General features: G+C 58.3%; 20 protein-coding genes. 7 read left to right on the top strand and 13 right to left on the bottom strand.

Annotated features, from left to right (window positions below):
* Positions 1-54 precede the first annotated feature (54 nt).
* Both ACP2AU_RS09135 and ACP2AU_RS09130 read right to left on the bottom strand, forming a co-directional pair.
* Positions 55-366, bottom strand: a complete 312-nt coding sequence (locus ACP2AU_RS09135; RefSeq protein WP_426375819.1) for a DUF3301 domain-containing protein — start codon at positions 364-366, stop codon at positions 55-57.
* A 68-nt stretch (positions 367-434) separates the two neighbouring features.
* Positions 435-2,066 (bottom strand): methyl-accepting chemotaxis protein, encoded by a 1,632-nt coding sequence (locus ACP2AU_RS09130; protein ID WP_426375818.1) that lies wholly within the window; start codon positions 2,064-2,066, stop codon positions 435-437.
* Between the two features lie 229 nt (positions 2,067-2,295).
* Between ACP2AU_RS09130 and ACP2AU_RS09125 the strand changes: the two genes are divergently transcribed.
* Complete coding sequence (locus ACP2AU_RS09125; protein WP_426375817.1) at positions 2,296-3,954, top strand: putative bifunctional diguanylate cyclase/phosphodiesterase; 1,659 nt, start codon at positions 2,296-2,298, stop codon at positions 3,952-3,954.
* A 118-nt stretch (positions 3,955-4,072) separates the two neighbouring features.
* Positions 4,073-5,038 (top strand): helix-turn-helix domain-containing protein, encoded by a 966-nt coding sequence (locus ACP2AU_RS09120; protein ID WP_426375816.1) that lies wholly within the window; start codon positions 4,073-4,075, stop codon positions 5,036-5,038.
* 46 nt (positions 5,039-5,084) lie between these two features.
* Here ACP2AU_RS09120 and ACP2AU_RS09115 read toward each other — a convergent pair whose 3' ends face one another.
* On the bottom strand, positions 5,085-8,180 hold the full coding sequence (locus ACP2AU_RS09115; protein WP_426375815.1) for an efflux RND transporter permease subunit: 3,096 nt from the start codon (positions 8,178-8,180) through the stop codon (positions 5,085-5,087).
* Entirely contained in the window at positions 8,180-9,277 is a 1,098-nt protein-coding gene (locus ACP2AU_RS09110) for an efflux RND transporter periplasmic adaptor subunit (RefSeq protein WP_426375814.1), read from the bottom strand. Before ACP2AU_RS09110 ends, ACP2AU_RS09115 begins: the two co-directional genes overlap by 1 nt.
* Before the next feature lie 284 nt (positions 9,278-9,561).
* Between ACP2AU_RS09110 and ACP2AU_RS09105 the strand changes: the two genes are divergently transcribed.
* Positions 9,562-10,062 (top strand): molecular chaperone DnaJ, encoded by a 501-nt coding sequence (locus ACP2AU_RS09105; protein ID WP_426375813.1) that lies wholly within the window; start codon positions 9,562-9,564, stop codon positions 10,060-10,062.
* Here the strand turns inward: ACP2AU_RS09105 and ACP2AU_RS09100 are convergent, their stop codons facing one another.
* Positions 10,063-10,857, bottom strand: coding sequence for a secretin N-terminal domain-containing protein (locus tag ACP2AU_RS09100; RefSeq protein ID WP_426375812.1), 795 nt, complete (start codon positions 10,855-10,857; stop codon positions 10,063-10,065).
* Positions 10,858-11,223: 366 nt separating this feature from the next.
* On the opposite strand from ACP2AU_RS09100, the gene ACP2AU_RS09095 reads away from it, so the two are divergent.
* Positions 11,224-12,276 (top strand): 3-deoxy-7-phosphoheptulonate synthase, encoded by a 1,053-nt coding sequence (locus ACP2AU_RS09095; RefSeq protein WP_426375811.1) that lies wholly within the window; start codon positions 11,224-11,226, stop codon positions 12,274-12,276.
* Here ACP2AU_RS09095 and ACP2AU_RS09090 read toward each other — a convergent pair.
* The gene (locus tag ACP2AU_RS09090; RefSeq protein WP_426375810.1) at positions 12,221-12,898 is read right to left on the bottom strand and encodes a LysE family transporter; all 678 of its coding nucleotides are present in this window, start codon (positions 12,896-12,898) and stop codon (positions 12,221-12,223) included. The two genes, ACP2AU_RS09095 and ACP2AU_RS09090, sit on opposite strands and share 56 nt — an antisense overlap.
* Before the next feature lie 176 nt (positions 12,899-13,074).
* Here ACP2AU_RS09090 and ACP2AU_RS09085 point away from each other — a divergent pair, with 176 nt between their 5' ends.
* The gene (locus tag ACP2AU_RS09085; protein ID WP_426375809.1) at positions 13,075-14,514 is read left to right on the top strand and encodes a dihydrolipoyl dehydrogenase; all 1,440 of its coding nucleotides are present in this window, start codon (positions 13,075-13,077) and stop codon (positions 14,512-14,514) included.
* Between the two features lie 32 nt (positions 14,515-14,546).
* Here the strand turns inward: ACP2AU_RS09085 and ACP2AU_RS09080 are convergent, their stop codons facing one another.
* Positions 14,547-14,813, bottom strand: a complete 267-nt coding sequence (locus ACP2AU_RS09080; protein ID WP_426375808.1) for a DUF2061 domain-containing protein — start codon at positions 14,811-14,813, stop codon at positions 14,547-14,549.
* Positions 14,814-15,040: 227 nt separating this feature from the next.
* Between ACP2AU_RS09080 and ACP2AU_RS09075 the strand changes: the two genes are divergently transcribed.
* The gene (locus ACP2AU_RS09075) at positions 15,041-15,514 is read left to right on the top strand and encodes a Dps family protein (RefSeq protein WP_426375807.1); all 474 of its coding nucleotides are present in this window, start codon (positions 15,041-15,043) and stop codon (positions 15,512-15,514) included.
* A 177-nt stretch (positions 15,515-15,691) separates the two neighbouring features.
* On the opposite strand, the gene ACP2AU_RS09070 is transcribed toward ACP2AU_RS09075, so the two are convergent.
* The 6 genes from ACP2AU_RS09070 to ACP2AU_RS09045 all read right to left on the bottom strand — a co-directional run bounded on the left by ACP2AU_RS09070 (position 15,692) and on the right by ACP2AU_RS09045 (position 21,934).
* Positions 15,692-16,804: a geranylgeranyl reductase family protein gene (locus tag ACP2AU_RS09070; protein ID WP_426375805.1), complete on the bottom strand. Its 1,113-nt coding sequence runs from the start codon at positions 16,802-16,804 to the stop codon at positions 15,692-15,694.
* Positions 16,804-18,120: a class I SAM-dependent methyltransferase gene (locus ACP2AU_RS09065; protein ID WP_426375804.1), complete on the bottom strand. Its 1,317-nt coding sequence runs from the start codon at positions 18,118-18,120 to the stop codon at positions 16,804-16,806. The genes ACP2AU_RS09070 and ACP2AU_RS09065 overlap by 1 nt, the downstream gene beginning before the upstream one ends.
* A 196-nt stretch (positions 18,121-18,316) precedes the next feature.
* Complete coding sequence (locus ACP2AU_RS09060) at positions 18,317-19,615, bottom strand: TRAP transporter large permease (RefSeq protein WP_426375803.1); 1,299 nt, start codon at positions 19,613-19,615, stop codon at positions 18,317-18,319.
* Positions 19,612-20,157 carry a TRAP transporter small permease subunit gene (locus ACP2AU_RS09055; RefSeq protein WP_426375802.1) on the bottom strand — a complete coding sequence of 182 codons (546 nt, stop codon included), beginning with the start codon at positions 20,155-20,157 and terminating at the stop codon, positions 19,612-19,614. The genes ACP2AU_RS09060 and ACP2AU_RS09055 overlap by 4 nt, the downstream gene beginning before the upstream one ends.
* Before the next feature lie 103 nt (positions 20,158-20,260).
* Positions 20,261-21,337, bottom strand: a complete 1,077-nt coding sequence (locus tag ACP2AU_RS09050) for a TRAP transporter substrate-binding protein (RefSeq protein WP_426375801.1) — start codon at positions 21,335-21,337, stop codon at positions 20,261-20,263.
* A 138-nt stretch (positions 21,338-21,475) separates the two neighbouring features.
* Positions 21,476-21,934 (bottom strand): ATPase, encoded by a 459-nt coding sequence (locus ACP2AU_RS09045; protein ID WP_426375800.1) that lies wholly within the window; start codon positions 21,932-21,934, stop codon positions 21,476-21,478.
* A 177-nt stretch (positions 21,935-22,111) separates the two neighbouring features.
* Between ACP2AU_RS09045 and ACP2AU_RS09040 the strand changes: the two genes are divergently transcribed.
* Positions 22,112-23,179: a beta-N-acetylglucosaminidase domain-containing protein gene (locus ACP2AU_RS09040; RefSeq protein ID WP_426375799.1), complete on the top strand. Its 1,068-nt coding sequence runs from the start codon at positions 22,112-22,114 to the stop codon at positions 23,177-23,179.

Below are 23,179 nucleotides of genomic sequence, written 5' to 3'. Positions count from 1 at the left end.
CAGTGCAGGGCGGTAATCGCCCATTTGGGTGAGGCGATTCCGGTGACAGTCAGCTCAGAACCGGTGTGGCTCGAGCTCGGAATGAATGATGGTTTGCCCCAGCATGATAATGCGGCCGGTGTAGCGTTCCTCACCGGTGGTGGTGAAATCAAACAGGAAGCGCCGCCATACCCTCAGTTTGCCGTTCTGGTCCCGCTTGAACCACACCCCCCTGAGATAAACGGCATCATCCAGTAACAACACATCCATACTCTTGCAGTACCGGTGGGCAGCCTTCAAGACAAAATCCTTGATGGCTTTGGCGCGCCACCAGTACCAGATGACAAAGCTTGCGAAAAACAGCCAGAAAAGGGTAGCCAGGCTCAAGGGTTATTCAATCCTGCCGGTGATTTGGCCGGAGCAGGTCGCCCGCTCCGGAAAACCGTCAGACTACCCTATTGCGCCGGCTCAGGAAATCGCCGGGTATCGCCCCGGTCGGTTTCGCCCAGCAGCTGCTTGCACAACATCTGCAGGAAATGGCTGGTCAGCAGTTGGGCCTGGTCGACATTGGAGCCCAGCTGTTCGGACTCCTCCCGGGCGCTCTCACTGCTCTGTACGGATTGATCGCCCAGTTGCAAAAGGCGCTCGGCCTGACGCTCCACTTGAACTGCCAGCGCCGACTGCTGCTCGGTGGCCCCGGCCACTTCCCGGGCGCAGTCGTCGATAATGTCCATGTCTTTCAGTGTGGTTGTCAGTGCCTCGCCGGCTTCGGTCGCCAGGGTGGCGGTCTGGTCACAGGCAGAGCTACCCTGGTTGATCACATCCACCACCATGCGCGTTTCTGACTGGAGATCTCCGATCATGGTGTCGATCCGGCGGGTGGAATCGTGGGTGCGCTGGGCCAGCCCCCGGATTTCATCGGCCACAACGGCAAAACCACGCCCCGATTCACCGGCTCTGGCCGCCTCAATGGCGGCATTCAACGCCAGCAGATTGGTTTGTTCGGCAATGTCGCTGATGACTTCCAGTACCATGGTGATGGCGTTGCTGCGCTCTGTGAGCTTATCCATTTCGCCGTTGGCATCGGTCAATTGCTGCCTGAGACGGGACAGCGACTGGTTAACTCCATCCATCCGGTGCTGGCATTGACTGGCGGATTCACGTGCATCGGCGCTGGCCTGTTCGGTACGGACCGTCATCTCGTTGACGCGCCGGGCGCTCTGGGTCAATTCCTCAAAGGCGCGGGTAATCTGTTCAATATCGCCTTGCTGGCTTCTAATGCTGGCCACCGAACTGGAGACCCATTCAAGCGTGCGCTCCTTGCGACCGTGAAGTTTGCCAATATTGGCATACATTCGGGCCGACACGGCTCGCAGGGTTGCGTCGCGCTTCTGGCGGTCGTATTCAATCCACGCGCCTTCATCACGGCGCCCTGTGTAGATCCAGGGCATGACCGGATGAGCATCACAGCAGGTATCCCGGGCGCTGCGCACCATCGGCAGGGTCAGCCAGAAGAGCACGGCGAAAACGGCCAGTAGCAGGGCCTGCAGAGTGATCATGTCAGCCGTCGGCAGCGACGCCAGGCCGAACATCAAAAGGCTACCGGCAAGCAGAGCGTACAGGCACGCCAGCTTGGAAATGAGCGGGGGCGAGACGGCCAGAAAGCGTCGAGGCAGGCGCTCACGATGCCAGGCACCATAGGCTTTCTCAGCTCGCCGCACCTGATCGCGACCGGGTTTGCATCGAACCGACTGGAATTCCACCGGTTCGCCATTTTTCATGATGGGGGTGACATAGGCATCGACCCAGTAATGATCGCCATTCTTGCAGCGGTTTTTCACCATGCCGCGCCAGGATTCCCCCCTGCCAATGGTTGACCATAGGTCGGCGAAGGCTTCCGGCGGCATATCCGGGTGGCGGATGACGTTGTGGGGCTGCCCTATCAGCTCGTCCGGGGTATAACCGGCGACTTCCGCAAACTCGTCATTAACAGCGGTGATTTTACCCTTGAGATTGGTGGTGGTGATCAAATGGTAGTGCGCCGGGAAATCACGTTCGTGACCGGTAATCGGTTCGTTCCTGCGCATTGCGTACTCCCGGAAGGCGTTAGTTGTGTTTTTCAAGCACTATCGACCTGTATACGTTTGCGGGGTATCCATATATTGCAAATGTTGAAAATGCGTTCACATTTTCCTTTGCATTCGGTCGGCCGCGCACGGGTTTTGCAAAATGTGGATAGGTTTACGACATTTTCTGCCTATGCTGGAGACAAGAGACCCTGCCCGCGGCAGGTCGGACACCGAAGGGACACGGCGAATGCAGGCGTTGACAGAACGGGACTTCAAAGCCCTGGTGGATAACCATCCACGGGCCATTATGCTTTCGACACCTGAAGCGAGAATTACCTACGTGAACCGGATGTTTCACACGGTCACCGGCTACCGCGCCCAGGAAGTGCTGGGTCAACCGCCATCGGTGCTCAGCTCCGGGCTGCACTCGCCCGAGTTTTATCGCGCCATGTGGACCAGCCTGAAGGACCATGGGCGTTGGGAGGGGTTGATCTGGAACCGCCGTAAAAACGGGGACCATTATCCCCAGTGGCTGACCATCTATCCGGTGGATTACGAGGGCAGCCGGCTATATGCCGGCGTGTTCATGGATGTGAGTGACTTGACCGCCAACGATGAGCGACTGGCGAGCCTGGCCTATTATGATCCCTTGACCGAACTGCCCAACCGCTCGTTGTTCCAGGAGTTTCTCAAGTCCAGGGCGAACCAGCGCAAAACCGGGCCTGATCTGTTTGCGGTGCTCTATATCGATCTGGATTTTTTCAAGTCGATTAACGATCTTCATGGCCATGACTGCGGTGACCGGGTTCTGCAGCAAGCGGCGGCCTGCGTGCGGACCGTCGTTCGCAAAAGCGATGTGGTGGCCCGGCTTTCGGGCGATGAGTTTGCGGCCATGATCGAACTTGAGAGCGAAGACGAGTTGCCGGCGGTGTGTGAACGGATGACCCAGGCTTTCCGGGCGCCCATGGTGGTGGACTACCGGGAGCATTTTCTCTCGGCATCGGTCGGCGCGGCGATTTACCCGAACCATGGCAAGACATCGTCCGATCTACTGCAGAGCGCCGATCGGGCCATGTACGCTGCCAAGCTGGCAGGGCGGGCGTGTTATCGAATCTTCAGTGCCGCCGAAAGCGATCAGGGGAAGACGCAGCAACGGTTGTCCGAGGCTCTGGTTGCCTCGTTAAAGATAGCGCCCGAGGAATTCTCGGTGGTTTATCAGCCTCAATATGACCTTGCGACCGGCGTTATGGTGTGCATCGAGGCCCTGCTGCGCTGGCGTCATCCGGAGTTGGGCGCGGTGTCACCGGCGGACTTTGTGCCGGTGGCGGAACAACGTGGCCATATTCACGAGCTGACCGGGCAACTGATCCGTTGCATTCAGCAGGATCTGGACCGGTGCGTTGCGGGCAATGGGAAGGGCCGGCGCCTGGCAATCAATATCTCGGCCCGCCAGATTGCCGATGGTCGGCTGGATAGCTTGCTGGAACCGTTTTTCGAGCGGGCCCGGCAGGCTGGGTGGCAGCCGGAAATAGAGATTACCGAAACGCACCTGATGAATCTCTCCCGGCGCTGTCATGACAAGCTCAGAAGCTTTGGACAAAGAGGCGTTACGGTTGCCATTGATGATTTTGGCACCGGTTACTCGTCACTGGCCTACCTGCACACATTGCCCGTTCATGTGCTCAAGATTGACCGGCAGTTTGTGCAAAGGCTCGGAGGTGAGGGGAAAGACACGCGTATCGTTTCGGCCATTCTGGGCATTGCCGAGGCACTGGAGCTTGAGGTTGTGGCTGAAGGCATTGAAACGGAGTCCCAGAGGTGCAAGCTGAGGGACCTGAATTGTCACCGTGGCCAGGGATACCTGATGGCCAGGCCTGCTCCCTTCAATCAGTTGCCGCTGGATTGATAAACATCAATTTACCGCCGAACTCCTTCGCGTTTCCGGACTTTTTGCAAGATTTGGCTAGGGCTTTGGCGGTGCCTGGCATACAACAGGATTCTCACTCACTGTGTGTTCACGTTGTATGTGCCATTATACTGCCAAACCGGATCTGGACGCCTATCTCCGGCTGAACCGCGCCGCCGAGAGCGAGTGGCTGGCTGCCATCCGCGAGTTGCTGGCTAGCGACGAGGTGCAGACTGTTCTGTCTCGCCCCCAGGCGGTTGTGGGTTCGTTGTCGTCTCTGGCTGCTGAGCAGGGCACATTGGGTGTTCTGGACATGGCACAGGACACTGAGCTGCATTTGACCGGATTGCCGGCCACTTTGATGGTGGTACCGGTGGCAGGGCAATGTGATGTCCTGTTAGAGCAAGGCTGCAAACAGTCGGCCTTCCCTGCGGCTGTGCTCAAGCCCGGGCAATCGGTTGTTATTCATTCAGGTGAGTGCGCCCGGTTAGTGTTGCTAACCCCGAAGAACGTGGGTGTCGGGGGAGAGCTGTGTCCGGGCAGGCTGGCACGGATGGCAGATCAGGTTCATCGGTTTTTACAATATTCGGGCTTTTTCCGGAATCACGGGGAGGCTTGCCGCTCCATGGATGAGTTGCTTGAGCGGCTGCTTGAGCTGGCGCTCGGTGTTCAGGATAACCCTGGAGAAGCGCCGGGGGAACTCGACCGCAGGCTGGTGCGGGTGATAGACAAGATTCACGACGAGCCGGCCTGGGAGTTCGACCTTCAGGAGCTGGCCAGTCATTCCGGCGTCAGTGAGCGCAATCTGTACTATCTGATGAAACGTGAAACCGGAATGACGCCTTACCGCTACTATCAGCGCTGCCGGTTAGTGCGCGTTCGCCGCCGGCTGGTGGACTGCCAATGCGATGTGCCCCACATCTCCTGGTATGCGGCAGATGAGGGGTTCACACATCTGGGCCGGTTTGCGGCGCTGTACCGTGAACATTTCGGTGAGTTGCCCAGCGAGACGGTGCAATGGCGACGACGATTGCAGGTAGGCGAGATCGCCCCGGAGTCGCCCCGCGGCATTGTCGCGTCCTGAGATAAAAAAAGCCCGGCTGTTTGCCGGGCTTTTCGTCAGGGCCGACTCAGGGGTTGCCGGCGTTGGTCTGTGTTGATGCGGTGATCTCTCCGTTACCGTCGTTATCCACCGCCGAAGCGTTATGATCGCGGGCCAGCAGGATGTAGAACGCCGGCAACACGAACACCGTAAACAAAGTGCCAATGCCCAATCCGGCACTGATGGTCAGGCCGATGGCAAACCGGCTCTCCGCGCCCGGGCCGACAGCAATCAGCAGCGGCACCATGGCAAAGATCAACGCCAGAGAGGTCATGATGATGGGCCGCAGCCGGATGGCTGCCGCTTCAATCACCGCATCCACCTTGTTCAGGCCATTTTCTTTCTGCAACTGATTGGCAAATTCCACGATAAGAATGCCGTTTTTCGACACCACGCCGATCAGCGTGATCAGGCCCACCTGGGTGTAGATGTTCATGGAGGCAAAGCCCAGCACAATGAACGCCATCGCCCCGGCCACCGACATGGGTACCGACACCAGGATGATGATCGGATCGCGCCAGCTTTCGAACTGCGCCGCCAGCACCAGATAGATCACCAGCAGAGACAGGAGGAAGGTCACCATCAACGCACTGCCCTGGGTGGCCAGCTGGCGGGTTTGCCCGGTGTAGTCGAAGCTGAACCCCTGGGGGAAGACATCGCTGGCGGTTTGCTCCATGAAATCCATGGCCGCGCCGTCGGCAACACCTGGCATGACCACCCCTTCCAGCGTCAGCGAGTTTTGCTGGTTGAACTGGGTGCGGTTCGAGGGCTCTACTTCCTCAGTAAAGCTTACGACGCTCGACAGTGGCACCAGTTCGCCGTTTCCGGCGCGAATGTAGTAATCCTGCAAGGATTCCTTGCTGGGGCGGAAGTTGTCGTCCACCTGAGGAATCACCTGGTACGACCGGCCTTCCATATTGAAGCGGTTGATGTAGCCACCACTGAGCATACTGGCCAGCGACTCGCCGACATCCTGCATCGACAAGCCCAGGTCGGCTACGCGGTCGCGGTCGACATTCACCCGGGTAACCGGCTTGTCGAAGTTGATGGACTTCTTCAGGAACATGAAGTTGCCGCTTTGCATCGCCTTGCCCAACATTTCTTCTGCCACCTGGTCCAGCTGTTCATAGCTGCCGCCGGTGGACATCACGAACTGGAACGGCAGGCCGCCGCCGGAACCGGGCAGTGAGGGCCTGGGGAAGACTGCGGTTTGCAGGCCGGTGACATTTTTCAGCTCTGCATCCAGCTTGGGTTGTACCTCGAACTGGCTGATTTCACGCTCGCTCCAGGGGGCCAGCTTGAAGCCGCCGAACACCGCGTTCGGGCTGGTGATCCCCAGGATCATGAAGTCTTCGCTGTAACCCGGCACACCGCTCATGCGCTCCTGAACTTCCTGACCGTGGTCATACAGATAATCGAGGGTGGAGGTTTCCGGCCCCAGCCCCTGATAGAACAGGATGCCCTGGTCTTCGGTCGGGGCCAGCTCGTTCTGGCTCATCATCACCATGAAATAGATGGAGCCGAGCACAACCAGGGCAAAGAACACCACCACGGACTTGGTTTGCATCAGGGATGCCAGGGCGGCTTTGTAGCCCCCGGCGAGGCCATTGAAGGTTTTTTCCACGACCTGCTCGAAACGGCCGGGATCACCGTGGGGTTTCAGCACCTTGCCGGATAGCATGGGCGAGAGGGTCAGGGCGACAATGCCGGAGATGACAACGGTGCCGGCCAGCGTGAACGCAAACTCGGTAAACAGCGAGCCCACCAGGCCGCCCATAAAACCAATAGGTGCGTACACTGCGACCAGTGTGGTGGTCATGGCAATGATGGGGGTAGCCATTTCGCGGGCACCGTTGATGGCGGCATCGAACCGGGATTCCCCCTGTTCAATGTGCCGGTGCACGTTCTCCACCATGATAATGGCATCATCCACCACCAGCCCGATCGCCAGCACCATGGATAGCAGTGTCAGCAGGTTCAGGGAAAACCCGAACATCAGCATGACAAAGGCACCGCCAATCAGCGACAGCGGTACCGCCACCGAAGGCACAATGGAGGCCCGCACCGAGCCCAGGCACAGGAACACCACGGCCAGAACAATGATCATGGCCTCCAGCAGAGTCTGGATAACCTCATTGATGGAATCTTCGATGAAGTCGGAGGCGTCATAGGCCAGGCGAACATTCAGGCCGCTTGGCAGCTGGCTTTCGATATCCGGCAGCTGGCCTTTGACCAGGTCTGCCACTGTCAAAGGGTTGGCACCGGGTGCCAGCTCGATGGCCACGTAGGTGGCGGGCTCGCCTTTGTAGAGCGCCAGATTATCGTAAGACTCGGACCCCAGCTCTACCCGGGCAATATCCTGAAGGCGGATCAGCGTGCCGTTGGCCTGTTTGACCACCAGGTTGCGGAAGGCCTCGGGGTCGGCGATGTCGGTATCGCTGGTCAGGCTGACTTCGGTGTACTTGCCTTTGGTTTTACCCACGGCGGCCTGATAGTTGTTGGCGCGGAGCTTGGCGGCAACCTCGACTGGCGTCAGGTCGACAGCGGCCAGGCGCTCCGGATCGAGCCAGATACGCAGGGCAAAGGTACGGCCCAGAAGTTCGGCCTTGCCAACGCCGGCCAAAGCCTGGAGCTTGGGCTGGACCACCCGGGTCAGATAATCGGTAATCTGGGGAACATCTAGTTCGGTGCTGTAAAAGGCAATGTACATCAGCGCCGTGTTGTCGCCGGTGGTTGAAGTGATCACCGGGTCTTCGGCGTCTGCCGGCAACACGTTACGCTGGCTGGCCACCTTGGCCTGGATTTCCGCAAGCGCATCGTTAGCGTCGTAATTCAGGTTCATCTTGGCCTGAATGGTCGACACGCTCTGGGAGCTGGTGGAGGTCAGATAATCGATGCCGCTGGCTTCGGCAATGGCCTGTTGCAACGGCGTGGTAATAAAGCCCTTGATCAGATCGGAACTGGCACCGGGATAGGCCGTGGTTACGGTGACCGTGGTGCTTTGAAGCTCCGGATACTGCCGGATTTCCATTTCCATGGCGGCCCGCGCACCGATCAGCAGGATCAGCAGGCTGACCACCGTGGCCAGAACCGGCCGGTGGACAAAAATGTCGGTAAATTTCATTACTCAGACGCCTCCTGGCCGGACTTGTCCTGAATTTCAACACGCTGCCCGGCCCGGAGTCTGAGCAAACCTTTGGCGACAACGGTCTCGCCTTCTTCGAGACCGGAAATAACAGCGGCCCGACCGTCCCGGACTTCGCCGGTGGTTACCGTCCGGCGACTGACTGCCAGCTCGCCGTTTTCGTTTTCCTCTACCACAAAGACAAAGTTGCCGTAGGTGTTGTAGGAAATGGCAGTACGCGGCAGGGTAACAACGTTGTTGTCCCGGGGCTGGCCGGTCTGGATAGTGGCGAACATACCCGGGCGCAACAGGTTCTGCTCATTGTCGAGCGTGGCCCGGATGCGCACGGTACGGGTTTCCGGGCTTACCGAGGTGTTGATGGCACTGACTTCACCTGCAAAAGTCTGCTCAGGTACTGCAGCAACGGTAACCGAGACCGGGTAGCCCTGATCGACGTCTGGCAGGAACTTTTCAGACAGGGTGTAATCCACGTAGATAGGATCGAGCATATTGATCTCGACAATCGGCGTGCCAGTGGCGACGTACTGGCCCTGGTCCACCATGCGGATGCCAAGCTTGCCATCGAAGGGGGCGCGGATAACCTTTTTGTTCAGCTGGGCCTCGGCTTCGTTCACGCGGGCGCGGGCAGCGTCAAAGTTGGCCTTGGCTTCATCGTACTGGGACTGGGATACGGCGCGCTTCGGCAGTAGATCCGAGACCCGTTTGAATTCCTGTTCCGCCAGTTGCGATTCGGCGCGGCGGGTGCGGAGGGCGGCCTCGTCTATGGCCGCATCGAGGCGAACCAGAATGTCCCCTTTGCTGACGTTGTCGCCGGATTCAAAGCCAACGCTTTCAATAACACCGGGGACTTCGTTGGCTACTTCAATGCCGTTGATGGCGGTGATGCTGCCCACGGCCTTGATGGTGGGCTGCCAGTTTTCGGTACTCGCCCGGGTGACAGATACCACGGCCGGCGGCTGTGGTTGAGACAGCTGCTCTTTCATCTGGCCGAACTGGTAAAATTTGTAACCGAAAATGCCACCCAGCACGGCGCCGAGGAAGATTAAAACGATGACGAAACGGGAAGCAGTGCGCATAAGTCTGTTCCTGGGAGTAAATTGCCTGAATCTGATAAGGTCGCCCGGACAGGAAGGTTGATCGCTATCCTTGCAAATCAGGGCTAGAAGACCGTGTATTAGAACGAAAGTTCAATTTGAATAATAGGATGCTACAAAAGCTGCTGCTATTTGTCACCCGTTTGCATTTTGGCTGCAGTATAAATACTGCCCGGAACCTACGTTAAGGGCTACCGTGTGGATTAATATACCCGGCTGTGGTGTTGTCTTTCGCCGTTTCACCCAAAGCGCGCAGGAATTATAAAATGCAACTGATTCTCGGCCTGGCACTTGCTGCCGCGGTGTTTGTGATTCTCAAGAAGTGGGGCGCCTTGTCTCCGGAAAGCCAGAAGGCCGCCATCTGGAAGGTGGTGCTGGTTGCCGGTGGTGCGCTATTGCTGTTTATGGTGCTGACCGGCCGGGTGCACGTGCTCACCGCGGGGGTTGCGGCGTTGATTCCTCTGCTGAGAAAACTGCCGGCCCTGCTGCGTTACGCACCGATGTTCCGCAAGTTTATGGGGGATGCGGCCAGTTCAGACTCAACACGGCAGGCGGGGGCGGGCAGCGCGCCGCCTCGCGGCCCGATGGATGAGCGTGAAGCCTGCGACATTCTGGGAGTCAGCCCTGGCTGCCCCCGCGAAGACGTGATAGCGGCCCACCGCAAGCTTATGTTGAAAGTGCACCCGGATCGCGGCGGTAACGATTACCTGGCGGCGAAATTGAACGAGGCCCGGGATGTGTTGCTGGGCAAACGTAACCACGCCTGATCAGGGCAGAATCTCGACCTTCACATCAATTGACAGGTTTTCCGAGCGTTTGCCGTTTACCCGATAACTGATCCCTTGCTGTTTCTGGCGGGTCGCTGTTCGGGTTCCTCCCAGGCTGACCCATTGCCCCGGCTCGACACGCCGGATGGTCATCAGCGCCTCGGTTTCGTAGCCGGGCAGGGCGGCCGGGTCTTCCTCAAAGGAGACGATGCTCAGTTCCACTGCCTGGTTGGAAATGGCCTGCGGACTCACCACAAATCCGCTGCGGGTTGTCACCTGTTGCAGAATGGCTGCGGGGTTGCGGCCGCCCTGAATCGCGAATGGCAGGGTTTGGATCTTGCCGGACGTAATGTGGGCGGACTGACCATCCTGAACAATCAGCTGACGTTCCCGGGTGGAATGGGTGCTGATGGTGCGGCGCCCGGCACTGGCGCTGGCAGCGCCATTGGAAACATCGATACCGGCACCGGATTGCTTGCCTCCGACATCCTCGCGATAGCGAACGCTTACTCGCATCTGTATCGGTGCCACATCGATCGATTGCACCAGAGTGCCGATTTCATCCAGCAACCGCGGCTCACCGCGCACCACCAATTGCTGGCCTCGGGCCGTTACGGTCACGGGCGTCTGCTGATAGAGTTCGCGCACCTGGGCGGCAACGTCATCGGCGGTGCGGTTGTGAAGCTCATAGACTCTGGCTTCTGACTGTGCCCATGCCCCGCCGGAGAGTGTCAGCAGGAGCAGAAGCCAGGCCGTGGGTAGCCAGAACCGGGTGCAGCGCTCGGGATTGTGCATAGCGGCCTCCGAAGCCATGGTGGGCAAGCTGCCGCAAAAATAATCTGTGCTGCGGGTTGCCTTCGTTAAAACCGTGGGTATATAGTGAAAAGCATGAAGACCTTACACGCAGACTGTCAATTGAATGTTCTGAAAGCTTTCGGTGAAACACTGAAGGCTTCGGGTTCTGCCGTGTATTTTTGGTGGTTTGGTTATGGCTTTTATTTTAGCCAGAGCCCGGGCCGCCCATAAGATCTTCATCGACCGAACATAACGAGGAAGGCAGCCCGGCAAGCAACCCAGGCTGCCACCGGACTCAAAAAAGCCCCGACTGGTAGCCCAGCCGGGGCTTTTTCGATTCTGACACAGGGAAATGGGAACACAGACATGAATATGCCGCTGAAATCTGAAACACGGGACGAGCAATCCTCGAGTGCCTGCCAGCAACGTCAGGAAGCCAGGCTGCCCACGGCCGCCGAGCTGCGCCAGCAGTTTCCTGCCGATGAGCAACGGGTGCGGGCGATTGCCGGCTACCGTGATCAGATTCGCGCAATACTGCACGGTCAGGACGACCGCACGCTGATTGTCATGGGCCCCTGCTCTATCCATGACGAGCAGGCTGCCCTGGATTATGCCACGCGCCTGAAAACGTTGTCAGATGAGGTCAGTGACCGCTTTTTGATTGTTATGCGGGCGTACCTGGAAAAGCCCCGGACCACGGTAGGCTGGAAAGGGATGCTGTACGATCCGGAGCGCACCGGCCGTGGTGATTTGAAGCAAGGCCTGGCAAGGTCCCGACAGCTTTTGCTGGCCCTGTCTGAGCTGGGTCTGCCGCTGGCAACCGAGGCCCTGAGCCCGTTCATGGTGGACTACCTCGGTGATCTGGTGAGCTGGACGGCCATCGGCGCCCGCACGACCGAATCTCAGATTCATCGGGAAATGGTCAGTGGCTTGCCCATGCCGACCGGCTTCAAAAATGGTACGGATGGAGGCATTACGGTGGCCAGCCATGCCATGAAATCAGCGGCGCACCCACATCATCACATGGGAATATCTCACAACGGTTCGCCAGCCATGATCTCCACGGCGGGCAACCCGGATACCCATCTGGTGCTACGCGGCGGGCGCGGCGTGACCAACTATGATGAGCTGAGTATCGCCAAGGCCGTGGCGGAACTGGAAGCAGCCAGCGTATCGACAGCGGTGATGGTGGATTGCAGCCACGATAACGCGTGCAAACAGGCCGAGCGGCAGATCGACATTGCCAAAAATGTGATGGCACAGAAGCGTGGCGGCAACCGTCATATTAAAGGCCTGATGCTGGAAAGTTTCCTGGAATTCGGCCGGCAGAACGATGGCGATGACCTGGTCTATGGCTGCTCTATTACTGATCCGTGCCTGGGCTGGGAGCAGACAGAGGCTCTGATCCGCTCACTGTAGAGAACAGCAGTTGCCCGGCCAGGAGCAGCAGAATGCCGCCCATGGCCCGGTCGAGCCAGTGACCGAACCGGTTGAAGCCCCGGCGGACTCGGGGGTGGGTGAAAAATAAGGCGACCAGGGTAAACCACACGCCGGTGGCCACTGCCATATACAGCCCATAGCCGGCCTGCAGCAGAACCGGCGTGCCGGGATTGATGATGACGGAAAACAGTGAGACGAAGAACAGCGTGGCTTTGGGGTTGAGCGCATTGGTGAGAAATCCGAGCCGAAACGCCGCCCAGCCGGTTTGAGTTCGGCCCCCGTTAGTCTGAACGTGAACACCGCCGGGCTTGGACTGCAGACAGTGCCAGGCGATATACAGAAGATAGACGGCCCCAATCACTTTCAGAACGGTGAACAGCATCACGGACTGCTGGATGATCAACCCGATGCCCAGCAAGGAATAGCCCACGTGCAACAGAATACCGATACCAATCCCGGCTGCGGTCAGTAACGCATTGCGCCGGGCCTGCGTGAGCGCCTGACGTAACACAACGGCGAAATCCGGCCCGGGGCTGGCAACGGCCAGCAAGTGCACCAGGGCAACGGTCAGAAATTCCAGCCAGTAATTCTGCACAATCATTCTCCGGAGTGTGGGCGCTGTCGATCAGGTTGGATCACGGCTGCCTGGTTTGTGGCAGGGATTTTTTTGAGGCTCTGCCTGTCAGCGCATAATAAGCTTTCTATACTTTAACCAAAGAGCTCTGGCGTGTGATAGCACGAAATGCCTGAAATATCAGCGAGTCTCCAGGAGGCAGGATGAACAAGCGAGAAGTGGACGTAGCGGTTATTGGTGCGGGTACGGCGGGAATGGTCGCCTATCAGCGTGCCAGCAAGGCCACAGACCGGGTTGTGCTCATTGAAGGCGAGCAGTACGGGACTACCTGTGCCCGGGTTGGCTGTATGCCCAGTAAACTGCTGATTGCCGCCGCCGAAAGCGCGCATCAAACCCGGCAGGCTGAGACCTTTGGCGTGTTGCCCGGGGAGGTGCGCATAGACGGCCAACAAGTGATGGCCCGGGTGCGTGAATTACGTGATGGCTTTGTGGCACCGGTGGTGCGCTCCATGGAGTCGCTGCCGGCGGAACACCGATTGATGGGCCACGCCCGGTTTGTCGATGGCCACCGTCTGGTCATTGGCGATCACACGGAAGTAACGGCGAAACGGATTATTATTGCCACGGGTTCCCGCCCCAGTATCCCCGGCCTTCTTAAAGAGGCCAAGGACCGCCTGGTGATCAACGATGACGTTTTCGACTGGCAGGATCTGCCGTCATCGGTTGCCGTGTTCGGCCCGGGCGTGATCGGCGTGGAACTGGGGCAGGCGCTGAGCAGACTGGGCGTCAGGGTTCGGCTGTTTGGGCTCAGCGGCGGGATCGGCGGCATTCAGGATGAAAAGGTAAGGGAGTATGCGTTGGGAGCGTTCCGCGAGGAATTCGACATCAGCCCGAAAGCAGAGACCCGGCGCGTCGAGCGAACCGAGGCGGGAGTCTGCATCAGCTGGCGAGAAAGCGGGCAAGCGCACGAGGACACCTTTGATTATGTGTTGGCCGCCACCGGGCGTCGGCCGAATATTGATCACCTGGATATTCAGAACGCCGGCATCGAGTTAGACGAGCGTGGCTTGCCGGTGTTCGATCCGTATACCCTGCGCTGCGGAGATAGCCATATTTTTATCGCCGGGGACGTGAACAACAACCGGCCATTGCTGCACGAGGCCGCCGATGAGGGGCGGATTGCCGGTGACAATGCCGGGGCCTGGCCGGATGTCCGTGCGGGGGCGCGAAAAACACCGATGGCCGTGGTGTTCACAGACCCCCAGATTGCGTCGGTGGGGCTGAACATCCACCAGGTGGACACGCGTTGCCAGGGATGTTTTGCGGTGGGCGAGGTGACGTTTGACGATCAGGGGCGCAGTAAGGTGATCGGTAAAAACCGCGGGCTGCTGCGGGTTTACGGTGAGCACGGCAGCGGGTTGTTTCTGGGAGCGCAGATGTTCGGGCCGGCGGCGGAGCACGTGGCCCATCTTTTGGCGTGGTCGGTACAGCAGCGCCTGACCGTCAGCGAGATGCTCGAAATGCCGTTCTATCATCCAGTGATTGAAGAGGGCGTGCGTACCGCCCTGAAGGACCTGAGCAGAAAGCTCCAGATCGGGCCGGAGCCGGGCGAGGGGTGCCTGGATTGCGGCCCGGGCATTTAAGCTTTGCCCCGTGGTTGACCGGGGGCAAAGCTTTACACTGTGTTTTGCTTTAGATTCATGGCGTTGGCGGTTGCATTCTGTTGTCGCCGGGCCCATATCTTCTCATGGAAAAAGTAGGCGACGGTGTTAATCGCGGGTTCCACCATGGCGATCAGGCTGCCCACCAGAATATCGCCGGTCAGCAAATACGCCACCGTGAAGGCCACGGTAAAGTGCGTTACCGCGAAGGTGATGGTTTTCAGAAACGACGGATCAACACTGGTGTCGTGATTGTGAACAAATAACTTCAGGGTGCTCATGGAATCCGCTCCGCGTCAGAAAAGTAATTGCATTCAGTACAACGCAAATGATAACTGTTTTCAAATTGAAAGAGCTGGCCATTATGATAGCGTGAAGCTATGAGAGGCTGGCTTGATCTATGAGTTTGCACTATTGGTTGTATTGAATTTTCAAACTATCGTATGCCGGAATGAATGGCATAACGTGATTGTTAGATAAATCCTTAATGTGAATCAGGAGGTTCAACATGGGTAAGAACTTTATTGGTCTCGACACAGACAAAACGCAGAAGCTGGCGGACGCACTCAACGAATTGCTGTCCAATTACCAGATCTTCTATATGAATGTGCGGGGTTATCACTGGAACATCAAAGGCGAGAACTTCTTTGAATTGCACGCCAAGTTCGAGGAGCTCTACGACGACCTGTTGCTCAAGATCGACGAAATTGCCGAACGTGTGCTGACCCTGGGCCATCGCCCGGCTCACGCCTACAGCACCTATATCGAAAAGTCCGAGGTGCCGGAGCGTAAAGACGTGTCTGATGGCAAAGAGGCGGTGGGTAACATCGTCGACAGCTTCGCGAAACTGATTGCCAAGCAGCGTGAACTGCTGAGCCTGGCCGGCGAAGCCGAGGACGAGGGTACGGTCGCACTGATGAGTGACTACATCTCCCAGCAGGAAAAAACGGTGTGGATGTACCGTAGCTATCTGGGCCAGTAAAACCTCGCCCGATACTGACCTGAAATGGCGGCTCCTGTAGCCGCCATTTTTTATGTCTGTATGAACGTTTTTCGTGTGAACGCTCCGGCCTGCGTTTCTTTTAAAACGGTTTCGAGGGTATCAAGCCGGCTTACAGGGTTTCACGGGCCAAGTGCAATCTTCTGGGTGAGAACCCGATTATAGAGATGGCACAGTCTGATGGAGAAACCACTTTTCGGTGATCACCTTGCGGGTAAACCAGTGCGACCGCATGAGTGTGCTGGCAATGGTTTGTTTCAGCCACTCCGGCACTTCGAACCCTGGTTCCTGATCGGCTGCCCGGGTACCGAAACGCTCTGCAATGCGCTCACCGTAAGGTTGCAATGACAGGGCGGAGTAATCCGTGGCTCGCTTGATCACATCGGCGGCGATCAACGCGGATTCAATGGCGGGCCGGATGCCCTCTCCACTCTGGGTGTATGCCAGCCCGGCAGCGTCTCCGACCAGTATTACCCCATCATCCACCAGGGGGCGGTTGGCATGGTCATACAGCAGGTAAGCGTGCCCTTTGAAGCGTCCCGGCAGGTCCGAAGGAATACGGCCGGATTGTTTCATGGTTTCGACAAACGCTTCGAGGTGATCGGACAAGCGGTGGTTGTCTTCGCGACCCAGGCCGATGTTGATAAAGCGGCCCTTGCGAAATACCCAGGCATACCCCTTGAGATCGCGGCAGAACCAGAGCTCCGGGGTATCGCCCCGGGCCTCGCACACCCGGGCCTGCTCTGGCGTCATTTCGAATTCGACCTCCTTCGCAGCCACGACGGTCTCGTGTTTTCCGGGACCCTCGCCTGTCGCTCGGGCAACCGGGCAGAAATGGCCGCCTGCACCGATCAGCAGTGGTGCCTGCCAGTGCCCGTTGATGACCCAGTTGCCATTGCTGCGCTTGATCGATTTCACGGGCGTGGCGAGTTGTTTCTCGCAGCCGGCCCGGTCCAGCAGAAACGCATCGAACTCGCAGCGGCGGATGCCGTAGCTGACGATGTCGCCATGGTCGTTCTCAACGGCGTCCTGGCCGATCATGCCAATCCGGAATCGGCGAATAGGCTGCAACGTCCGCCCTTTGCCGTAGTCAACAGGGTCGATGCCCAGGCTCTGCATCACCGCGGGAGTTACCCAGCCAGCGCAGGTCTTGTCTCTGGGAAAGCTTTCCTTGTCGATGATCAGAACTCGTTTGCCGGTGTCTTCGAGGCTGTGGGCCAGGGTTGCGCCGGCAGGCCCGGCACCGACAATGATGATGTCGTAGTAATCCATCAAACGCCCTCCGGGGTTGCCGGGAAGCTGTAAAGATCTTGCCGGCTTCGGGGCAGCTGATTGTTGTCGCCATGGGTAAAGACCACCTGGAAAAGCTGCAGCGACCCGGCCCGGAAGGCCGCAATCGAGCCGGCCAGGTACAGCCGCCAGGCGCGGGTGAAGTGCTCATCGTACATATCGGTGACGGCATCCTGGTTGGCGTTGAAGTTGTCCAGCCAGTCCGTGAGAGTCTGGGCGTAGTGCAGGCGCAGGTTCTCGACATCAAGCACCGAGAAATCGCCGTGCTCACAGATGCTCATGCATTCGCCGATACTGGGTGGATAGGCGCCGGGGAAGATCCGTTTTTCGATCCAGGCGTTCATCAGCATGGGGCGGTTTCGCCCGATACTGTGTAGCAGCGCGACGCCATTGGGTTTTAGCGATCGCTTGATCAGCTCCGAGAGGGCGGGGTAGTTGTCCTTGCCCACGTGCTCGAGCATACCGATGGAGACGAAGGCATCGTATTGCCCTTCAATGTTGCGGTAGTCGTCTTCGACATAGGTCACGAGATGATCCAGCCCCTGCTTCCGGGCCTCATCGCGCGCGTATGCCAGTTGTTCCCGGGATATGTTGTAGGAGTGCACCTTGACCTGGAAATTGCGGGCCATATAGCGGGCCAGGCCACCCCAGCCGCAGCCTGCTTCGACAACCGTCATGCCCGGCTTCAGGCGCAGCTTGCGGCATACGTGTTCCAGCTTGGCCAGCTGGGCCTGCTCCAGGGTGTTGTCCGGGTGCTCGTAATAAGCGCAGGTATACTGCCTCTCCGCTTTATCGAGCCACAGGCCATAGAATTCGTTGCCCAGGTCGTAGTGGTGGTGAATGTTCTCCCGGGCTTCGGAGATACCGGTCGGGCGGGGATTGTGGTTGCGCCACAGAGCATCCAGCCAGCGGGGCCAGCGCTGGCGCGCTGCGTGCACCGACCGATACAGGGTCTCCATCAAATCCGGCAGATCGCCTTCGATGTCCAGTCGTCCGGCGGCATACAGGTCGCCAAACGCAAGATTGGGGTTGGCGACCAGGGCGTACAATGCCTTGTGATCGTTGAGGTGAAGGGTGAATTGGGGCTCCTCGTTGTCAGGCTCAATGGTGTCGCCGTTCCAGAGACGAAAACGGATGGGGGGAGAGCCGGCCATCCGCATCAGTTTGGTGATCAGCCACCGTTCGTAGTTGTGGGGTTCGCGGTCGGGCTGGTCATTGGCCAGCGGCAGACTCAAGACATGGCCGCGAGGGGCATCATCGCCTTGTGCTTCGGGTTTGTGCGCGGTGTTCTGTGCCATGGAATGCTCTCCCCTCCAACTCGTTATAATTCGTGCCATCCCGAAAACTGAACTGAGAGTCGCGGCTTCCTGACTCAGTATAGAAAATGATCAGCTTTTGTCAGGTTTGTGCGTGAATGAGTTGGATTTAGGGGCGGGGGGGAGCGACGGAGCCGGTTCGGCCGGCTCCGCCAGAGGGTTGCACCAGGGGGTGGTGTCAGTAAGTTGCACTCATGCCAAACCATTCCGGGAAGATGACGATCAGCGCCAGCACCAGAATCTGGATCAGAATGAAGGGGATAATGCCTTTGTAGATATCGGTGGTTCGGACTTCCGGCGGTGCCACGCCTTTGAGATAGAACAGCGAAAATCCGAAGGGCGGCGTCAGGAAACTGGTTTGCAGGTTCATCGCAATCAGAATGGCGAACCAGAGCATATTGATGCCCATGGCTTCGGCCACCGGGGCCAGAATGGGAACGATGATGAACGAAATCTCCACGAAATCAATGAAGAAGCCCAGTATCAGGATCACCAGCATGGCCAGGATAATAAAGCCCCATTGTTCGCCCGGCAGCATCATCAGCCAATCTTCCAGCAGATAGTCGCCCCCGGTGTAGCTGAACACCATGGAAAAGGCGGTGGCGCCGATCAGGATCGCAAATACCATGGCGGTGACGCTGACCGTATCCCGGGCGGCATCCCAGACCATCCTGAACGAGAACTGGCGGTAGATCAGCGCCAGCACGACCGCGCCGACACCACCCAGGGCCGAGGATTCGGTTGGCGTGGCAATGCCGGTGAAAATGGAACCCAGTACCACCACAATCAGTGCCAGCGGGGGGATGATGGCCAGCAAGGCGTCGCGGATTTCCTTGCCTCGGCTGACGGATTCATCGGTGGCAGGCATGGCGGGTGCAGTTTCGGGTTTGAGCCGGGTCAGAACCAGGATATAGATGATATACAGGCCAATCAGCACCACGCCGGGCAGAACCGCCGCCTTGAACAGATCGCCGACCGGCAGCCCCAGAACATCCCCCAGAATGATCAGAATAATAGACGGTGGCACAATCTGGCCCAGCGTGCCGGATGCGCAGATGGTGCCGGTAGCCAGGCGTTTATCGTACTTGTGGGCCAGCATGACCGGCAGCGAAATCAGCCCCATGGCCACCACGCTGGCGCCGACAACTCCGGTAGAGGCGGCCAACAGGGCACCGACCAGAATGGTGGAGATTGCCAGGCCGCCGGGCAAGCCGCCGAACAATCGTCCCATGGACGTTAACAACTGCTCCGCCAGTCGCGTGCGTTGCAGCACTACACCCATAAAAATGAACAATGGCACCGCCATTAGCACCGTATTCTGCATCACGCTCATGATCCGAAACGGCATGAACGCAAACAGATCCATGCCTTCGGCGTAAATGCCAAAGAACAACGCAACGCCGCCAAACGTGAAGGCGACCGGGAAGCCGAACATCAGCATGACCAGGGCCACGCCGAACATAATCATGCCGATCATGCCAGGCCTCCCGCGCTGTGCTCGCCTTCGTACTGTTTGTCACCGGCCATGACGCGGATGGCGAAAGTGACCATGTTGAGGCCGGCGGTGCCGATGAAAAACGCACTGACGGGGATCACGGATTTGATGATCCAGCGATGGGGCAACCCGCCCGGATCGCCGCTGCCTTCACCCATTTGATAGGCATCCATGGAGTAGCTGTAGCCGTAGGTGGCAATCAGATAGGCAAACGGGATGACAAAAATAACGGCGCCAATCAGGTTGATCCAGGCTTTGCGCTTCTGGCTCCAGTTGGTGTAGAAGACGTCGACGCGCACGTGGCCGTCGGTGCGCAGGGCATAGGGAATGCCCAGCAGGAAGACAACGGAGTACAGGTGCCATTCCATCTCCTGCATGGCGATAGACACGTTGTTAAAGGCATAGCGGGCGACAACGTCGTAAAACACGTTGGCGGCCATCAGGAGCATGGCCACGCAGGCGATCCACCCGCAGAGTTTTGAGAGCCAGGCGAGGCCCTCGTCCAGTCGGATAATCCAGCGCATCGAACCTCTTCCTCCGCAAAGCGGATTTTCTGAATGGTGGAGACGAAAAAGCCGGGATCACTTCGGCGAGCGATCCCGGCTATGATTCTTCATAAAGTCGAGTTTACTCGACTTCGGCCATGGTGTTGAGATAGGCCCGCTCGGAGATGTCGGTATAGGCCCGGCTCTGTTCCAGGTAGTCGTGCTGGGACTCAATGATCTTCGCCGCCATATCACTCTCGGCCGCAGCTTCGTCGAGAAGTTTCTCGTTGGCCTCATACATGGCCTGGAAGATGTCATCCGGGAAACGTTTGATCTGAACGTTCGGATACTCCTCTTTGATGTTGGCCCAGGCTTCGGCGTTGGCGTGCTGCGAGTGAACCAGCATATCGTAAGAGGCGGTGCGCATGGCCACGCGAATGATTTCCTGAAGGTCTGCCGGCAGGCGATCCCACACGCGTTTGTTGATCAGGAACTGCAGCTCGGTGGCCGGCTCATGCCAGCCGGTGTAGTAGTAGTCGGCAATCTGCTGGAAACCCAGGCGCAGATCCAGTGCCGGGCCGACCCACTCCACGGCGTCGATGGTGTTGCGCTCCAGCGCAGTATAGAGTTCGCCCGGGGCAATGTTGGTGGGGTTAACGCCCACTTCGGCAAAGACTTCGCCGGCAAAGCCGGGAATGCGCATTTTCAGGCCTTTGAGGTCCTCCAGGGATTTGATTTCCTGGCGGAACCAGCCCCCCATCTGTACCCCGGTGTTGCCGCCGGGGAACGACAGCATATTGTGCGGCTCATACACTTCCTGCATCAGCTCCATGCCGCCACCGTGATAGAACCAGGCATACTGTTCCATGGCATTCATACCGAACGGCATACTGGTGAAGAACAGGGTTTCGGGGACCTTGCCTTTCCAGTAGTAGGAGGCCGAGTGCCCCATGTCGTACTGGCCAGCCTTGACCATGTCGAACACGCCCAGCGGTGCCTTGTGTTTGTTGGCCGAGTCGATACGAACCGTCAGCCGGCCGTCAGACATCTTGTTGACAGTCTCGGCAAAGCGCTTGGTGGTATCACCGAAAATGGGAAAGTTGGGGCCCCAGGTTTCTGCCAGCCTCAGGGTGAACTTGTCCTGAGCGAGTGCCTGGCTGGCGGCAAACGTTGTTGCCACCGCCAGTACGGCCGCGGAAAGAACAGAACGGATCTTCATGGCTCTTCTGACCTCTTGTCGTTGTTGTATCAGAGCCCTGCGCCGCGGGGCGCGGGATCGTAAGAGTGTAGTTGAGATTAACAACTACCACCGTGTGGCTGCAGCAAAAAAATGCGGGTTTACGACATTTGTCTAACCTCAGACGTCACTCATTCGCCCGATCTGGCTGGCCATGCGCATGGCTTCATGCTCTTCCATGGATTTCAGATCCTCCAGCAGCGACTTGGCCTCCGGGATCTCCGCTTTACCGATCAGAGCATCGTAAAGGTCCATCACCTGATCATGAAAATCAAAGATTTCCCGGGCAATGCCGTCAAAATCCAGGTCGCTGTAGCGAATATCACAGGTGCGGTTCTTTTCGATCGGTTTGTGCACACCATAATCATACAGGCGTGTGCTCATGGCCTTCGGGTCTGCCTGCTTTTCATATTCGGCCACGGCCTTTTCTAGCAGGTTTTCGTGGCGACTGATGTAATCCAGCAGGGCGCTGGCCCGTTCGTCCGGGTTTTTGCGCGCGGATTCCTCCAGGCAGCGGGCCAGATGGGCGTGGAGTTGGCGGGTCCAGTCAATCAGGTCTTCGAAGGTTTTGATTTCCATAGTGCTTTTCCTGTTGGAGAATGGGCCTGGGGGTTATTGTTGAAGATAAGTCTAGTCGATATCGGGCAACGGGTGCCGTGATCAAAGTCAGACCGCAGGCAGGTTGCGCAAGAAGTGGCTAGGATAGAGTAATGGGTATGGCGCTTGTTGACAGTCAGACAGATGGGGAACAAAGGAATGACGGCAGAACTGGGTATCATTGAAGGGTTTTACGGCCCCCTGTGGAGCTGGTCTGAGCGGCGCCAACTGGTCAGCGCGCTGGTTCCCCATGGCTACAAGTTCTATTTGTATGCACCCAAGGCCGACCACTATTTGCGTCGTCGCTGGCAAGAGCCTCATCCGCCCGAGCAGGCCGAGGCGCTGGCCGGTTTTGCCGGTTTCTGCCGGCGCGAAGGGGTTCGTTTCGGCGTTGGTCTGAGTCCATTCGAGCTGTTTAACCACTTTGACGACAAGGGCCGGGAGGCTCTGGCGAAAAAGCTGCGTATGCTGGATCGTCTGGGCATTCAGGAGCTGGCCATTCTGTTCGACGATATGCGCCCCGACACCCCTGAGCTGGCGCGCATCCAGGGGGGCATCGTCAAATGGGTGCGGGAGCACAGCGGCGTGGAGAAGCTCAGCGTGTGCCCCACTTATTATTCTGATGATCCGGTACTGGATCGGGTCTTTGGCCCACGGCCGGTGGATTATCTGGAAACCCTGGGGGCCGAGCTGGAGCGTGACGTCCGGATTTTCTGGACGGGAGAGGAAGTCTGCTCCAGGGAAATCTCGCCTGGCCATCTCAAACGCATCAGCAAGGTGCTGGGCCGAAAACCGCTGCTCTGGGACAATTATCCGGTGAATGACGGCGACCGGATGTCACAGCACCTGCATCTGCGTGGATTTACCGGCCGGCCTGCCGGCAACGCGGCCTATCTGGCGGGCCATGCCATCAACCCCGCGTTGCAGCCGGTATTGACCGCTATTCCTGCCATCACGTTGTCAGAATGCTATCGCCAGGGGCCGGATTACCAGTACGGCCAGGCGTTCCTGCACGCCGCTCGGGAAGTGCTGGGGCTGGAGCTGGCCGAGCAGCTGCAGGGGGATTTGCTCACCCTGCAGGATGCCGGCCTTGGGCGCCTCAGCGAGGAGAAAAAACAGGCATTGATCCACACCTACGATGCCTTCGACCACCCGGCTGCCCATGAGGTTCTGCGCTGGCTGGCTGGCGATTATCAGGTAACCGACGAGATGGTGGCTACCCAGTAA

Source organism: Marinobacter sp. VGCF2001 (assembly GCF_049943275.1).
Lineage (GTDB): Bacteria > Pseudomonadota > Gammaproteobacteria > Pseudomonadales > Oleiphilaceae > Marinobacter.
Note: the sequence above shows the minus strand (reverse complement) of the source record. Positions and strands in the feature narration are given on the sequence as shown.

What these genes read in the sequence shown, in the direction of transcription:
- ACP2AU_RS09130 (WP_426375818.1), bottom strand. Translation starts at nt 2,066, where the DNA reads ATGCGCAGGAACGAACCGATTACCGGTCACGAACGTGATTTCCCGGCG.
- ACP2AU_RS09125 (WP_426375817.1), top strand. Translation starts at nt 2,296, where the DNA reads ATGCAGGCGTTGACAGAACGGGACTTCAAAGCCCTGGTGGATAACCAT.
- ACP2AU_RS09120 (WP_426375816.1), top strand. Translation starts at nt 4,073, where the DNA reads ATGTGCCATTATACTGCCAAACCGGATCTGGACGCCTATCTCCGGCTG.
- ACP2AU_RS09115 (WP_426375815.1), bottom strand. Translation starts at nt 8,180, where the DNA reads ATGAAATTTACCGACATTTTTGTCCACCGGCCGGTTCTGGCCACGGTG.
- ACP2AU_RS09110 (WP_426375814.1), bottom strand. Translation starts at nt 9,277, where the DNA reads ATGCGCACTGCTTCCCGTTTCGTCATCGTTTTAATCTTCCTCGGCGCC.
- ACP2AU_RS09105 (WP_426375813.1), top strand. Translation starts at nt 9,562, where the DNA reads ATGCAACTGATTCTCGGCCTGGCACTTGCTGCCGCGGTGTTTGTGATT.
- ACP2AU_RS09100 (WP_426375812.1), bottom strand. Translation starts at nt 10,857, where the DNA reads ATGCACAATCCCGAGCGCTGCACCCGGTTCTGGCTACCCACGGCCTGG.
- ACP2AU_RS09095 (WP_426375811.1), top strand. Translation starts at nt 11,224, where the DNA reads ATGAATATGCCGCTGAAATCTGAAACACGGGACGAGCAATCCTCGAGT.
- ACP2AU_RS09090 (WP_426375810.1), bottom strand. Translation starts at nt 12,898, where the DNA reads ATGATTGTGCAGAATTACTGGCTGGAATTTCTGACCGTTGCCCTGGTG.
- ACP2AU_RS09085 (WP_426375809.1), top strand. Translation starts at nt 13,075, where the DNA reads ATGAACAAGCGAGAAGTGGACGTAGCGGTTATTGGTGCGGGTACGGCG.
- ACP2AU_RS09080 (WP_426375808.1), bottom strand. Translation starts at nt 14,813, where the DNA reads ATGAGCACCCTGAAGTTATTTGTTCACAATCACGACACCAGTGTTGAT.
- ACP2AU_RS09075 (WP_426375807.1), top strand. Translation starts at nt 15,041, where the DNA reads ATGGGTAAGAACTTTATTGGTCTCGACACAGACAAAACGCAGAAGCTG.
- ACP2AU_RS09070 (WP_426375805.1), bottom strand. Translation starts at nt 16,804, where the DNA reads ATGGATTACTACGACATCATCATTGTCGGTGCCGGGCCTGCCGGCGCA.
- ACP2AU_RS09065 (WP_426375804.1), bottom strand. Translation starts at nt 18,120, where the DNA reads ATGGCACAGAACACCGCGCACAAACCCGAAGCACAAGGCGATGATGCC.
- ACP2AU_RS09060 (WP_426375803.1), bottom strand. Translation starts at nt 19,615, where the DNA reads ATGATCGGCATGATTATGTTCGGCGTGGCCCTGGTCATGCTGATGTTC.
- ACP2AU_RS09055 (WP_426375802.1), bottom strand. Translation starts at nt 20,157, where the DNA reads ATGCGCTGGATTATCCGACTGGACGAGGGCCTCGCCTGGCTCTCAAAA.
- ACP2AU_RS09050 (WP_426375801.1), bottom strand. Translation starts at nt 21,337, where the DNA reads ATGAAGATCCGTTCTGTTCTTTCCGCGGCCGTACTGGCGGTGGCAACA.
- ACP2AU_RS09045 (WP_426375800.1), bottom strand. Translation starts at nt 21,934, where the DNA reads ATGGAAATCAAAACCTTCGAAGACCTGATTGACTGGACCCGCCAACTC.
- ACP2AU_RS09040 (WP_426375799.1), top strand. Translation starts at nt 22,112, where the DNA reads ATGACGGCAGAACTGGGTATCATTGAAGGGTTTTACGGCCCCCTGTGG.